The organism is Gemmatimonadota bacterium, assembly GCA_026706345.1.
Taxonomy (GTDB): domain Bacteria; phylum JAAXHH01; class JAAXHH01; order JAAXHH01; family JAAXHH01; genus JAAXHH01.
In genome coordinates this window covers 62,166-77,500 of sequence record JAPOYX010000184.1, presented here as the reverse complement: position 1 = coordinate 77,500, position 15,335 = coordinate 62,166, and the positions used below count along the sequence as shown (strand labels likewise).

At 62.4% G+C, this 15,335-nt stretch carries 10 protein-coding genes (1 of these 10 only partly in view); 8 read left to right on the top strand and 2 right to left on the bottom strand.

Annotation, left to right across the window (positions count from 1 at the left end):
* Positions 1–925: the 5' portion of a lipoyl synthase gene (gene lipA / locus OXG98_12920; protein MCY3772906.1), read on the bottom strand. Its footprint begins 98 nt before the window's first position; only the first 925 of its 1,023 coding nucleotides appear in the window; its start codon is at positions 923–925; the stop codon falls past the left edge of the window.
* Positions 926–1,156: 231 nt separating this feature from the next.
* Positions 1,157–1,651, bottom strand: coding sequence for a TlpA disulfide reductase family protein (locus OXG98_12915; protein MCY3772905.1), 495 nt, complete (start codon positions 1,649–1,651; stop codon positions 1,157–1,159).
* Positions 1,652–1,935: 284 nt separating this feature from the next.
* Between OXG98_12915 and OXG98_12910 the strand changes: the two genes are divergently transcribed.
* From OXG98_12910 to argJ, 8 genes are all read left to right on the top strand, one after another.
* Positions 1,936–3,816 (top strand): sigma-70 family RNA polymerase sigma factor, encoded by a 1,881-nt coding sequence (locus tag OXG98_12910; protein MCY3772904.1) that lies wholly within the window; start codon positions 1,936–1,938, stop codon positions 3,814–3,816.
* Between the two features lie 155 nt (positions 3,817–3,971).
* Positions 3,972–4,613, top strand: a complete 642-nt coding sequence (locus tag OXG98_12905; protein MCY3772903.1) for an ABC transporter ATP-binding protein — start codon at positions 3,972–3,974, stop codon at positions 4,611–4,613.
* Positions 4,614–4,681: 68 nt separating this feature from the next.
* Positions 4,682–4,930 (top strand): hypothetical protein, encoded by a 249-nt coding sequence (locus OXG98_12900; GenBank protein MCY3772902.1) that lies wholly within the window; start codon positions 4,682–4,684, stop codon positions 4,928–4,930.
* 70 nt (positions 4,931–5,000) lie between these two features.
* Positions 5,001–5,351: a hypothetical protein gene (locus OXG98_12895; protein MCY3772901.1), complete on the top strand. Its 351-nt coding sequence runs from the start codon at positions 5,001–5,003 to the stop codon at positions 5,349–5,351.
* A 9-nt stretch (positions 5,352–5,360) separates the two neighbouring features.
* The gene (locus OXG98_12890; GenBank protein MCY3772900.1) at positions 5,361–7,916 is read left to right on the top strand and encodes a DNA internalization-related competence protein ComEC/Rec2; all 2,556 of its coding nucleotides are present in this window, start codon (positions 5,361–5,363) and stop codon (positions 7,914–7,916) included.
* Positions 7,917–7,976: 60 nt separating this feature from the next.
* Positions 7,977–10,652, top strand: coding sequence for a tetratricopeptide repeat protein (locus OXG98_12885; GenBank protein ID MCY3772899.1), 2,676 nt, complete (start codon positions 7,977–7,979; stop codon positions 10,650–10,652).
* Positions 10,653–10,813: 161 nt separating this feature from the next.
* Positions 10,814–14,083, top strand: coding sequence for a carbamoyl-phosphate synthase large subunit (gene carB / locus OXG98_12880; GenBank protein MCY3772898.1), 3,270 nt, complete (start codon positions 10,814–10,816; stop codon positions 14,081–14,083).
* Positions 14,084–14,085: 2 nt separating this feature from the next.
* Entirely contained in the window at positions 14,086–15,297 is a 1,212-nt protein-coding gene (gene argJ, locus OXG98_12875; protein MCY3772897.1) for a bifunctional glutamate N-acetyltransferase/amino-acid acetyltransferase ArgJ, read from the top strand.
* Positions 15,298–15,335 lie beyond the last annotated feature (38 nt).

Sequence of the window (15,335 nt, the reverse complement as noted above, 5' to 3'; positions counted from 1 at the left end):
CGCTTCCGCCGCCCGGGGCCGTGTGCGCGCCATTCCCGTTTGCGGGCTGTCCGCCGCCGACACTGTCCGCCTGGTCGGCCGCGTGGTAGGAGCTGCGGACCAGGGGGCCCGACTCCACGTGGGGGATGCCGTACGTCTCGCCCAGTTCCTTGAAACGGGCGAATTCGTCCGGATGATAATGCTTGCGCACCGGCAGATGCTTCTTCGTCGGCTGCAGGTACTGTCCCACCGTGAGGATGTCGCAGTTCACCCCGGCCACGTCGCGCATCAGGGCATGGACGGCTTCATCGGTCTCGCCAAGCCCAACCATGATGCCCGTCTTGGTCTTCGCGCCGCGGGCCTTAGCGCGCTCGAGCAACTCAAGCGACTGGTCGTACCGCGCCTGGGGCCGCACGGTCCGGTAGAGCTCCGGCACGGTCTCCAGGTTGTGGTTCAGCAGGTCGGGACGGGCGTCCAGCACGGTCTGAAGCGCGGCTTCCGAGCCCTTGAAGTCCGGGATAAGCACCTCCACGCCCACGCCCGGGCACCGGCGGCGTATGGCCCGGATCGTCTCCGCGAAGATCGGTGCGCCACCGTCGGCCCGCTCGTCCCGGTTCACCGACGTGATCACGGCGAACCGCAGACCCAGCTTCTCCACGGCTCCGGCCACGCGCTCGGGCTCGTCCCAGTCCAGCCCCTTGTCCGGCCGGCCCGTCTTCACCGCGCAGAACCCGCAGCTGCGCGTGCAGATATCGCCCAGGATCATGAAGGTGGCGGTGCGCTGCTCCCAGCATTCCCAGATGTTCGGACACTGGGCGCTCTCGCAGATGGTGTGGAGCCGGTCTTCCTCGACCAGCCGCTTCAATTCCCGGAAATTCGGCCCCTGCTTCAGGCGCACCTTGAGCCACGGGGGCTTGGGCACGTGGGATGTGGTCGTTTCGCTCATGGGTCTGTCATTAGTTCAGCGACGATGCGCCTGATTCCGCGTCGCCGCGGCCGACATGGAGTTCCGTTCGCCGGTATTCTGTGGGCGCGGTCCGCGCTACAGGAACAAAAAGCGACCCTCCGGCGTCGTGAACAGTCGTTCCGCGCCGAAGCGGCCGCCATGGATGTCAGGTACTTTACTTGCTCTTAGTTATCCGGGTTACGGTCGAGGCCCGACCGGTTGTTTCGAGCCTCATCCAGGCTTCAGTTCGGGCGCGCCGTCGTCCCCCGGCGAAATGACCACGGCCTCCTCGCCGAGATGGGCCGCGATGGTCTCCGACAGCTCGTTGAGGTCGGTCCGGCAAAAGCCCGTGTTGCTGTCGAGTATGCCGCCGCCTTCGTCCATGAGAAACCAGGTCGGCACGTTCGACAGGCCGAAGTCCGCGGAGGCCCAGTGGGTCGTGTCGTACACGTTGGAAAAGGACGCGCCGTGTTCGTCCATGAACGCCTGCGTGTCCTCCGGCGTGTCCTGCGAGACGCCCAGCACCCGGAATCCCCCGTTTCCGCCGTAGGCCTGGTGGATCTTTTCGAAATAGGGGGCGCTGAACTTGCAGGTCCCGCAGCCTACCTTGTAGAAGACCGCCAGCAGCCAGCCGCCGTTCGCCTGGTCGCCCAGCGACAGCGTCTTACCGTCCGCGTCTTCCAAGGTCACTTCCGGGGCCGCGACCCCGGCTTCCAGGAAGGCCATATCTACTCCCGTACAGGTTGGATTTTGAATGAGGCCAGGTTCAAACCAAGCTTCGGTTGTATATGTAATACTTCTAATATTGAATATAAGGGTAACGGGGCCGGTGTCAATGATTCGGTGAGGAGGATCGGGCTCCTTTTGTCTGTGGAAATTCGGCCGTCTTTTTCATTAACTCAATTCAACGGCATGATGCACTTACACGATTTTGTTTTTGATCTTTGAAGCCGCAAAGTCGTCCTATACTACGTAACAATCCGCTTCATCAGGTTTCACGAGACAACCTTATGACGACCTTTACACAAGACGACACGCACAACATACGCCTGTGCCTGCAGGGAAACGCCGACGCCTTCGAGCCGCTGGTCCGGCGGTACCAGAACGCCGCATTCGCCGTGGCCATGGGTTTCCTTCGAGACAGAACGGACGCGGAGGACGTGGTACAGGATGCCTTTGTGGCCGCCTACTGCAAGCTGTCGCAGTTGAAGGACCCCGCCATCTTCGGAAGCTGGCTGCACAGAATCGTCGTCAACCGATGCAAGGAGTGGAGACGTCGGAAGAAAGCCAGCCGCCTGGTCCGTGTCGATCCGGATGCTGAACACATTCGCGACGAATTCCCCCTGGCGGACCGGATCCATAGGGAATACCTCGAGTGCCTCGAGCTCTGGGATGAAGTCGAGAGACTGCCCGGACATTATCGGCATGTCGTCAATTTGTACTACTACACAGGGTTCTCACTAAAAGAAATCGCCGCCTTTCTCGACATTCCGGAATCGACAGCGAGAGGACGGCTCTATCAGTCCCGTATCCGGTTGAGAGACGCGCTGTCACCTCGAGAAAAGGAGTCAATCGCCATGAGTCAGATCGATGTAACCGAAGATGTCCAGGAAGTTGTCTGCAAGATCGCAAGAGAAGACTTCGAAGAAACCATAGACATGGGAGACACGGAAAACGTCGTTCTCTATTGCGGCGTGAATACGGAGGTCGAGATTAAGCAGGCACAGGGAGAGCTGGTCGTCGTTGAAGGTTCAAAGATCGCGTTGGGTCTGACGGTGGAAGAAGCGCGAAGGAATGTCGATGAGATTCAGATTTCCCATGACCGGGTCGACGATTACCTGGAATCAGGCCCGCACGACGGAGCGTTGTTCCTCGGCGTCAAGGACTGGTTTCCAAATAACGTCCCAAAGTCTGAACCGATCAGCAAATACTGGAGACGCGACCTGGAGAACGAAAGCAAGCTCGATGAAAGGCGGTGCGGCGTCAAAATGGCCGACTCATTGCCAGATTCGAAGCATGAAATCAGTGCGTTTCTGCCGCTGCCTGAACCAGCGGAGAAATCCCTGGGGAAAACGATGCGAATCACAGTTCACGCTTCGGAAGCGCGACCCATCAGAATGACAAGGAATGCCGTGTCAGACAAGGTAGCGCGTATATTCCGTTCTATGCAGTCTGATAGCACCAGGGTTTACGGACCAGCGACGTACTGCCACGTCTCGGTTTCGGTACCCGCCGGCATGAACATCTCGGTTTTCAGATCCGACAGAGTAAATGTCGATGGGCTGGACGGTTCATTTATGGCTTACGCCTGCTCTACCTGCCGGGTAAAGGAGATCAAAGGTGACGTGTTCCTTTTCAACAGCATGTTTTCGGAAATACGATGTGTGGGCGGCTCGTTGTTCCAGCGCATGTACGGGTACGGCGATGCAGGTTGTAGCCTGGACAATGACACGTTCAGACGAAATCCCTATCAGAACGAAGGAATCATCGAAGCGGTCAAGGGTGGAGTGGATATCGACGTCGGGTGTACCGAACTGAATGCGCATGACCTGGAAGGAGATATCGCCATTTACAACCGTTACGGCCGAACCCGGTTGTCACAGGGTAGCCGCAACAACGGGCACCGATGCTACGTACGATCTGTTTCCGGTGATATTGACCTGGTGTTGGACGGAAACCGCGCAAAAGACACCAGTCTGGTCATGCATACGATTTGCGGTGTAGCGAAGTATGGAGAGATAAAGAAACTAAAGCCCATAATTTCGTGGGCGCACAACGAATACTGGATGTCGTTTGCAACCACCGAAGATCTTACAAATCCCGACATCACGGTCTTAACGGAGAGCGGCACCGTCGAATTCGAAGTGACGAAGAACGGTAAACACAGTTGATATGACCGTAAAGTAGAACACGAGTTTCCCCACCCAAACCACGACTAAGCCTACATAGCACCGAATTGCCCACCCATTCGGAGGTCTTAGTCGTGCGCCTTTTAAACAACGATCCTCCTTTAATCTACATTGAGGATCTGCATAGATCCTTCCCCATGGGAAACGACCGCATTCCCGCGCTCCGTGGCGTATCCGCCACCATAAACCGGGGAGAATATGTCGCCGTTACGGGCCGGTCAGGTTCGGGCAAATCCACCCTGATGAACATTCTGGGCTGCCTGGACGTACCGACGGCAGGCAGCTACGCGCTCGACGGCAGACCGGTCGGTGCACTCTCCGATGACGAACAGGCCTTCATCCGAAACCGGATGATCGGGTTCGTGTTCCAGGCCTTCAACCTGCTCCCGAGAATGGACGCGCTGCACAACGTGGAATTGCCGCTCCTCTACCGCGGAACGGACGGCCAAGAACGGCGGAATCGCTCGATGGAGGCCCTTGAAGCGGTGGGCGTTGGCGACCGGGCCCGCCACAGGCCCAACGAGATGTCGGGTGGACAGCGCCAGCGCGTCGCCATCGCCCGGGCGCTGGTCAACGAACCGTCCATCATACTGGCGGACGAGCCGACCGGGAACCTGGACAGCGGGACCGGGGAAGAGATCATGGCGATATTCGACCGCCTGAACGCAGACGGCCATACCATCGTGCTCGTGACCCACGAGGAACACGTCGCCAGTCATTGCAAGCGGATCATCCATCTACGCGACGGGGTGATCGAAGCGGATCGTTCGACTGCGTAACGGGCGAATCCACGAGGATCGCAGGATATCGAAAACGGACGATGGTACAATTTAGTAAGGAGATGATCATGGACGCCACGAACGTCATAAGCAATGTGGTCGTAATCGGGATCCTGCTCCTTGTCTGGCGCAGTCTCGATACCCGCATATCTCAACTCGATAAACGTCTGAGTGACCGAATCGATCACCTTGATGATCGTGTTTCGCAGATCGAAGAACGGATTGCGCACCTGGGCGAGCGCGTATCCCGGATAGAAGGCCTGCTGGGGGCCTCCGCGCGGATAAGCAACCCCGTTGAAACGGAAAAGAAGGCCTGATTGGAGGAGAAACATACCTGCTTTCTCGACAATATCCATGATCAAACATCGAAATCATGAAAGGAGCATCATGGAAAACGTACAACTCTGGCTTCAGCCCCTGATCCTGCTGACCGCCTTCATCTTCTTCTGGCGCGAGGCGAAGGGGAGCAGGCGGGAACTGAAAGAGGACATCCAGAAAGAACTCAATAAGATCGACGCGAGATTCGACCGGATTGAGGACAATATCGATGCCCGGTTCGAACGCCTCGAAGACAACATGAAGAAAGACATGGGTGAGTTAGATGACCGGATTACACACTTGGAAGACAAGTTCGATGTCAGGCTCGAACGCATCGAAGACAGAATCCGGGAGGACATGGACAAGATGGATTCCCGCTTCGATCGTCTCGAAAACGCACTGATCGAAAGCAAGAAATAACCTCCTCTGATGCAACGCCCGGCCCTGTTCATCGCCCTGTGCTACGTAATCGGCATTCTGCTGGGCTACCGCGTTGCGGTTTCCCCGGTTCTGTTTGCACTGTGTGCCGTGGCGATGATCGCATCGGGTTACGCGCTCTATCGAACCCTTGGGAACGACGCGTTGGCCCTACGTATCAGCATGGCCCTGTGCCTCGTGTTCGCGGGTGCCTTCTGGTACACCGTGCAGATGCGGGTCGTGCCTTCGAACGACATCCGGAGATTCTGCGACCAGCGGCATGTGCTGACCGGGACGATCATCCGGTCGCCCGAGGTGAGAGACCGGTACACGGTGGTCACCGTGGACGCGGATTCCATCGTGCTGGGGGATTCGGGCAGGTCTCAGGCAGGTTCGGGGCGGACCCGAAACGATTCGGCCGGAATGAGGCCGGGCACCGGAATGACGCCTGCCGCCGGGCGGATGTCGCCCGTTACGGGACGGCTGCAGATACGCCTGAACAGCGGCATTGAAGCCGGCGGATACGGAGACCGGGTCCGTGTCAGAGGCCGCCTGCGCAGTCCGCAGCCCGCACGCAACCCGGGCGGGTTCGATGCGCGGACCTACTACACGAGCAGGGGCGTCTACGCATTGATGAGCGTTCGCGATGCGGCAGGCTATCGCGTGACGCGGCTGAATCGTTCGTTCTCCTGGCAGACCTCGGTCATCGATCCGCTGCGCGACAGTATCGACCGGTCTATCGACCGGACCATGCGGGGCGATTCCGCCGCCCTGCTGAAGGGCATCCTCCTGGGCGAGCGGCGACTGTTGCCCGAGGATCTGATCGACACCTTCAGGACGATCGGCCTGGCCCATATCCTGGCCGTATCCGGACTGCACGTCGGCCTGATCACCCTGGTGATCTATACGCTGCTGTTCGTCCTGAGACTGCCGAAGTATCTCGTCGTCGCCGGGACGCTGGGCGTCCTGGTCCTCTACGCCTTCATCACCAACCTCACGCCGTCGGTCATCCGGGCCACGATCATGGCGGGACTGTTCCTGGTGGGACGGCAGTTGGACCGGCAGACGGATACTGTGAATATCCTGGCCGTGGCGGCCATCGTCATACTCCTGATCTGGCCCTCGGCGCTCTTCGACCTGAGCTTCCAGCTCTCGTTCCTTGCGACCTATGCCATCATCACGGGTTATCCCAGGCTGAAGGAACTGCTGCCGGAAAGGCTTTCCCGGTCGGAGCAGTGGTGGGCGCGCTGGCTCCGGGACGGGCTGCTGGTTTCGGTCACGGCGCAACTGGGCACGCTGCCCGTGGTCGCGGGTACGTTCTACCAGGTTTCCTGGATGTCGGCCGTCGCCAATCTCTTCATCGGGCCGCTGGTCTTTCTGAATACGACCTTCGGCGTCCTCACGGTCCTGACCGGTCCCGTGGCCATCGAAATCGCCCGTCTGTTCAGCGCCGTGAACGCGCTGGTTCTGTACGGCATGATCCATCTCTCGAAGACCTTTTCCAGCGTGCCCTCCGCGCTGGTGGAGGTCCCGGCGCCTTCGCTCCTTTTCTTCGCGTCTTTCTATGCCGCGGGCCTGCTCCTGCTGTGGAACCCGGCCGGCCCCGCGTGGCGACGGGCGCGGCTGGGGCTGGTCGCCCTTTCCGTCCTGATCTTCTGCTATGGCCTCCTGCCCGGACGAGCCCTCGAGATCACCGTCCTCGACGTGGGGCAGGGCGATGCCATCTTCATCGCCTGCCCCAACGGGCGGACCCTGCTGGTCGACGGCGGTGCCCGCTCGCCCGCCTACGACGCCGGTGCCCGCGTCATCGTGCCCTTTATGCGCGCGAAGGGCCATCGCCGCGTGGATACGATCATCGTAACCCATCCTCATCTGGACCATTACGGGGGGCTTTCGGCCGTGGTGGAGTCCGCCGAAGTGGGCGAAATCATCTCAAGCGGCGTAACGTCGGCGTCCGGTTCCTACCGCGCATGGCGCGAGACCGTCGAGCGACACGGCATCCCCTACCGCACGGTCGTGAGGGGCGATACCCTGGCGGCGCTGGGCGGCGTGCGCGGCGCTTTCCTCCATCCCGATCCGTTCTTCGTATCCGGCGCGTCGAAGGCGCACGCGAATGACGTATCCGTGGTGCTGCGCCTGTCCTACGGCGAATTCAGCATGCTGCTGACCGGCGACATCGAGGAGAAGGCGGAGTATGCGGTGACCCGTATGGCCCACATGGCCAGCGCACCGGCCTCATTGAGAAGCACGGTGCTCAAATCGCCCCATCACGGCAGCAGCACGTCGAGCGGGATCGCCTTCCTGAACGCGGTCGACCCGGAGGCCGTGGCCGTTTCCGCCGGCACGTACAACGCCTTCGGCCACCCCTCGCCCGAGATCATGGAGCGATACAGCCGACGGGGAGCGGAAGTGTATCGAACGGACCGGGGCGGCGCCGTCATCGTCCGCAGCGACGGACGGTCCTGGGAAATGGAGTCCTTCGCGCCGCCTGCACCTCTCGGCCCTTCACCCAAACAGGTCCTGGAGGGGTTTCTCTTGACAGGTAATTCCCGGTGGTCTATATTCTGACAGAACGCCATAAGTCATTATCAATAATAAGTTTATCCGCGAAATTATACCCGGTATGCCATGATCCGAGCCGCCCGTTTACTCCTCCTCGTATCCCTGCTCACCATAGCGGGAATCCGCGCCGATGCGCAGGCCCAGGATGACGACGCGATAGAAAGAGCCTGGGAAGAAGGACGCGCGGCGCGCCAGCGCTACCTGGACCGGATCGACGAGCTTCAACGGGAAATCGCCAGGCAGAAAACCCGCCTGTTCCCGGCCCCTGCCGATAACGAAGCGGAGATGCTTCAAAAAGAGCGGATCCTGGCGCTGGGCAGGCTCTATGCCGCAGTCGGCCAGTACGATCAGGCCGTCGATCTCCTGCGTGACGAGGCGCGACGTACAGAATCGACGACTGGCTTCGAAACGGGCCGGGGACTGCTGGCCAGACTGTACCTCCTTCAGGGACGATACGGGGAGGCGGAGACTTTGCTGGACGCCGCCCGGTTTCGACAGGGCAGGCCGCCCCTGGCTACCGTGCGGCTCGCGGAAATGTATTTCACGACGGGCAGGACCACGGAAGGCCTCGAACTTTGCCGCGGAGTCCTCGCAGACAGCAGAACGGATGGTCCGCCGAACGCACCGGACCTGATGGCCGCGGGACTCGCCACGAAGTACCTGGAGTTGTTTCACGAGGCCAACATTTTCCTGGCCGCGGCGACCCGGATCGACCCCGAGTACATTGACGCCTACGTGGCGTGGGGGCGCCTCTTCCTCGAAAAGCACAACCGCACGGAGGCGGTTGCCATCTTCGAAGACGCGCTGAAGATCGACCCCGACTACCCGCCGGCGCTGATCGGCCTGGCGGAAGCGGTGGCGGACAAGCAACCGGGGCAGGCGGAGGCCGCGGCGCGGAAGGCACTCGCAATCAACCCCGGATTGACGGCGGGGCGCCATTTCCTGGCGGGTCTCCACCTGACGGACGAAGCCTATGATGATGCGATCGACGAGTTGTCCGGGGCCCTCGAGATCAACCCGCAAGCGCCCGGGACCCACGCCCTCCTGGCCGCCGCCCACCACGCGCAGGGCCGACGGGCCGAGTACGAAGCCGCCCGGAAGCGCGTCCTCGACATCAATCCCTCCTACGGCCGGCTCTACGAGGTCATCGCCGACCTGCTCGCGCGGCGCTACCGGTTCCGGGAGTCCGTGGAGATGGGCCGACGGGCAATCGAAACCGACCCTGCCCTCTGGTCGGCCTATGCCGGACTGGGGATCAATCTGACCCGCGTCGGCGAGGTGGAGGAGGGGCGGCGGATGTTGGAACGGGCCTTCGACAAAGACCCCTTCAACACCCGGACCTACAATACGCTGGAACTGCTCGATTCCTTTGAAGATTTCGAGACCCGGGAGAGCGATCGGTTCACGCTGAAGCTGCACCGGGACGAGGACGCCGTTTACGGACAAATGGCCCTGGATCTGCTGGAAGAAGCCCACCGGACGATCGCGCCGCGATACGGTTTCGTACCGGACGAGCCGGTGCTCGTCGAGATCCTGCCCGACAATGACGACTTCATGGTGCGTATCGCCGGCGTTCCGGGAACCGGTGGCCTCCTCGGGGTCTGTTTCGGAGAGGTGGTGGTGGCCAATTCACCCCAGGCCCGACCGAAGGGGACGTTCAACTGGGGGCAGACGCTCTGGCACGAATACGTCCACGTCATCCACCTTCAGCAGACGCGGAACCGCATCCCCCGCTGGCTGGCGGAAGGCATCGCCGTCTACGAGACGCGCCTGGCCCGCCCGGAATGGGACATGGATCTGAGGGCGGAATTCGCGGAGGCGGCGGTCCAGGGCGAATTGCTGGCCGTCAGCGAGTTGAACCGGGGTTTCACCCGGCCGAAATCACCGGGCCAGGTCGTCCTGTCCTACTACCAGGCCTCCATCGTCGTCGAATACATCGTGGACGCCCACGGATTCGAGGCGGTCCGGCGCATGCTGGATCTGTACAACGGGGATCGGACCACCCCTGAAGTCATTCGCGAGGCACTGGGCCTGTCCATGGGCGACTTCGACCGGGCATTCGCGGAATATGCCGAAAGGCGAATCGCCGGGCTCCGGCGCGTCCTGCGGTTCAAGCCGCCGCGGGACGAGAAGTTGACCGTGGCTGAACTGGACGCGATGGCCGCCGGCAACCCGGAGAGCTTCTACGCCCACCTGATGCTGGGCCAGGCGTTGCACGCGCAGAAACGATACGAAGAAGCCATCGCGCCGCTTGAACGCGCCAGGTCCCTCTACGGGCATTACACCCATCCCGGCAATCCCCATGAATTGCTGGCGGCCATTTACCTCGCGCAGGAAAACACGGAAGCGGCGATGAAGGTCCTCGAGGCGCTTACCGCCATCGACGAGGACGACATCGCGTCCTGCAAGACGCTGGCCGGGCTCTACGCTCGGGAGGGGCGGCGCGGGGACGCGCTCCGCATCCTGGAACGCGCCGTCATGATCGATCCCTTCGACGGAGAGGTCCGCAAGATGCGCGGCGGCGCGTACGAACGGGATGGAAGGGCGAACCTCGCCGTGCCGGAGTACGAGGCCGCGCTGGCGGTAGAAACCACCGACCGGGTCCAGGCGCAGTACGACCTGGCCCGCGCGTACCTGGCGGCGGGACGAAAGGATGACGCCAGGAAGGCCGCGCTGAAGGCCCTGGAAATCGCGCCCGGCTTCGAAGCTGCCCAAGAGGTGCTTCTCCAGTCGCTGGAATGAGATTCCCCACCTGCGCCCGCCGCGCGCGCTCCCGCCCGGTTTTAACGTTGCAGGACGGGCTCCCCGCGTATATATTCAAACGATTTGCTTAAACCGCTTCAATATGGAATACCCTGGATGGAATAACCGGGGCGCGACGCGGTCCCCCCGCGAGGATCATCTTGCCGAAACGCACCGACATTGAATCCATTCTGATCATCGGGTCCGGACCGATCGTAATCGGACAGGCCTGCGAGTTCGACTATTCCGGCACCCAGGCCTGCAGGGCGCTCCGGGAAGAGGGTTACCGGGTCGTGCTGATCAACAGCAATCCGGCCACGATCATGACGGACCCGGACATGGCGGACCGTACCTACGTCGAACCCATTACCGCGGAATACGTGGAGAAGATCATACGGCGCGAAAGCCCCGACGTGCTGCTGCCCACGCTCGGTGGGCAGACCGCCCTGAACGTCGCCGTCGAACTCGCCGAGTCGGGCACGCTGGATCGCTACGGAGTCGAACTCATCGGCGCCAAGCTCGAAGCCATCAAGATGGCGGAGGACCGGGAGCTGTTTCAGAAAGCCATGGAACGCATCGGCCTGGAGGTGCCGCGGGGAGGCTTCGCGCGGACCGTCGAAGAGGCCTGGGAACTGGTACGGGATACGGGGTTCCCCGCCATCATCCGCCCGGCCTTCACCCTGGGCGGCGCGGGCGGAAGCATCGCCCGCAGCGAATCGGAATACGCGGAAGCCGTCGAATGGGGCCTGTACACGAGTCCCATCACCGAGGTGCTGATCGAGGAGTCGGTCATCGGCTGGAAGGAGTTCGAGCTCGAGGTGATGCGGGACCTGGCCGACAACGTGGTGATCATCTGCTCCATCGAAAACTTCGATCCCATGGGCGTGCACACCGGCGACAGCATCACGGTCGCGCCTGCCCAGACTCTCACGGACAAGGAGTACCAGGCGCTCCGGGACGCCTCGATCAAGGTGATCCGGGAAATCGGCGTGGAGACGGGCGGATCCAACATCCAGTTCGCCGTCAGCCCGGAAAACGGCCGCATCCTGGCCATCGAGATGAACCCCCGCGTGTCGCGCAGTTCCGCCCTGGCTTCCAAGGCCACCGGCTTCCCCATCGCGAAGATCGCCGCGAAACTGGCCGTCGGATACACGCTGGACGAAATACCCAACGACATTACCCGCGAAACGCCTGCTTCCTTCGAGCCCACCATCGACTACGTGGTGGTGAAGATCCCGCGGTGGGCCTTCGAAAAATTCCCCAACGCCGATACGCAGCTCGGCACGCAGATGAAGTCGGTGGGCGAGACCATGGCCATCGGCAGGACGTTCAAGGAAGCGGTCCAGAAAGGATTACGGGGCCTGGAAATCGACCGTCACGGCCTCGGCGGCGACGGCAAGGAGGCGGTCGACGCCGCGTCGCTGACCCCGGAGCAGCTGGACAGCGCGCTGAACGATCTCAGGCAACAGATGCCCCGGCCCACGGCGGAGCGCATCTTCCAGATCAAGACCGCCCTCCAGCTCGGCATGCCCATCGAGGAGATCTACGCGTTGACGGGGGTCGATCCCTGGTTTCTCCACAACCTGCGGGACATCGTCGAACTCGAGGACGAAATCGGCGCGCACCGGAACGGGTCCATGCCCCGGAACCTGCTGCACAAGGCCAAGCAGGCCGGTTTCTCCGACGTGCAGATCGCCCACCTGACCGGCAGCGACGAACGGTCGGTGCGCAACCGGCGCATCGAAGCGAACGTGGACGCCGTGTTCAAGACCGTGGATACCTGCGCCGCCGAGTTCGAGGCCATGACGCCCTACTACTATTCGACCTACGAGACCGAGAACGAGACCCGGCCCAAGACGCGGAAGACCATCATGATCCTGGGCGGTGGACCGAACCGCATCGGCCAAGGGATCGAGTTCGACTACTGCTGCGTGCAGGCGGTCATGGCCCTGAAGGAGGACGGGTACGAAACCATTATGGTCAACAGCAACCCGGAGACCGTAAGCACCGATTACGACATCTCGGACCGGCTGTTCTTCGAGCCCCTCACCTTCGAAGACGTGATGAACATCATCGAGACGGAAAAACCGGATGGCGTGATCGTCCAATTCGGCGGCCAGACGCCCCTCAAGCTGGCCCTGCCGCTCGAACGCGCGGGCGTACCCGTCATCGGCACGTCGCCGGACAGCATCGACCTGGCCGAGGACCGCAAGCGGTTCGGCGCCCTGACGAAGGCGCTGGGCATCCCCCATCCGCCCCACGGGACGGTCTTCTCCTTCGAAGAGGCCCTGGAGGTGGCGAGCGAGATCGGATACCCCGTGCTGGTGCGGCCTTCCTACGTCCTCGGCGGCCGCAACATGGCCCTGGTTTACGACGACGACTCACTGAAAGCCTACATGCGCACCGCCGTCCACGTGTCCCCCGAGCACCCCATCCTCATCGACAAGTTCCTGGAGGACGCCTTCGAATACGATGTGGACGCCATCTCCGACGGCACGGACGTCGTCGTGGGCGGGATGATGGAACACATCGAAGAAGCGGGCATCCATTCCGGGGACAGCGCCTGCGTACTGCCGCCCTACATGGTCAAGCCGATGCACATCGAAACGATGAGGAACTACATCCATGCCCTGGCACGGAGCCTCAACGTCGTCGGCCTGATCAACGCGCAGTTCGCCATTAAGAACGACGTCGTCTACGTGCTGGAAGTCAACCCGCGCGCCTCGCGGACGATACCCTTCGTGTCCAAGGCCATCGGCGTCCCGCTGGCCCAGCTCGCGGCGCGGGTCATGGTGGGGAAGACGCTGCGCGAACTCGGGTTCACCGCGGAGATCATCCCGCCCTACGCCTCGGTGAAGGAGGTCGTACTGCCCTTCGTGAAGTTCGCCGGGTCGGACAGCCTGCTCGGACCGGAGATGAAGTCCACCGGCGAAGTCATGGGCATTTACGAGGAACCGGGTATCGCCTTCGCCAAGGGACAGAGCGCGGCGGGCGGCTCCCTTCCCCTGTCCGGCACCGTCCTGGTCAGCGTCAACGCCTTCGACCACGAGAACGTCGTCGACATCGCCCGGGAGCTCGATGGGCTGGGCTTCACGATCATGGCGACGAGCGGTACCGCCCAGACCCTGGAAGATGCCGGACTGGAGGTGGTACGGGTCAACAAGGTCTGGGAGGGCGAACCGCACATCGTGGACCACATCCGGCGGAACGACATCCAGTTGATCATCAACACGCCCCTGGGCAAAAGCGCGCGGGACGACGACTACATGATCCGCCGCGCGGCCATTGAGGCGAACATCCCGTGCATCACCACCCTCTCGGCGGCCTGGTCCGCAGTCAAGGCCATCCAGGCGCTCAAGAACGAGGGCCGCGAGATCTCGGTGAAGAGCCTGCAGGAGTGGCACGAGACGTTGAAAGAAGCGAGGGTTTGACCATGCAGACGTTAGACGGGGGCGTGCTGGCGCCGAAAGGGTTCCTGGTCAACACGGCGAGCTGCGGCATCAACAGTCCGAAGGGTAGCCGCAAGGACCTGGTAGTGATCGACGCGGGCGGTTCTGCCTCCGCGGCGGGGGTGTTCACCACGAATCGGGTGCAGGCCGCACCGGTGATCCTCTCCAGGGCCCATCTGCAGACGGGCATGGCGCGGGCCGTCGTGGTCAACAGCGGCAACGCCAACGCCTGCAATGGCGAACCCGGCATGGCGGACGCCCGGGAAATGGCCGCCCTGGTGGCCGAAGGGCTGTCCGTGCCCGCGAGCGAGATCCTCGTCGCTTCCACCGGGGTCATCGGCCGGCCACTGCCCATGGACGTAATCCGCGAAGGCATCCGTGAAGCGCTGGACCGGCAGCCGCTAGGGCCGGACCCGGACGCCGCCGAGTCGATCATGACGACCGACACGGTGCCCAAGACCTGCGCGGTGCGGTGCGATCTCGGCGGTACGGCCGCGGTGGTCGGCGGGATCGCCAAGGGCGCGGGCATGATCTGCCCGGACATGGCCACGATGATCGGCGTGGTCACGACGGACGCCGCCATCGCGCCGGGGGCCCTGCAGGCGGCCCTGCGACGGGCCGTCGGCAACTCCTTCAACTGCATCACCGTCGACGGGGACATGAGCACGAACGACACCGTGTTCATCCTGGCCAACGGCGCCGCGGGCAACCCGGCGATCACGCAGCCCGACGGGGACGCCTACGAGCGGTTCGCCGAAGCGCTGGAGCACGTCTGCACCGACCTGGCGAAGAAGATCGCCCGGGACGGCGAAGGCGCGACCAAACTCGTTGAGATCCGTGTGCGGGGCGCCCGGTCGGACGAGGACGCCCGGACGATCGGCATGAGCGTGGCGAATTCAGCCCTCGTGAAGACGGCCATCTACGGCCACGATCCCAACTGGGGCCGGATCCTCTGCGCCGTCGGGTACGCGGACGCCGAATCGGACCCGGACGCCATCGATCTGTTCCTGTGCGGCCACCAACTGACCCGGGACGGGCGGGGGCTTCCCCTCGACGAACCGGCCATGCGGGAAGCGCTTTCCGCCAGTGAAATCCCCGTCGAAATCGACCTCAAGCTGGGAGACGGCACAGCGACAGTCTGGACCTGCGACATGTCCCACGAATATGTAACCGTGAACGCGGAATACACCACTTGAAACACGGACGATCCCACGGACGACGAGGACGACGACCT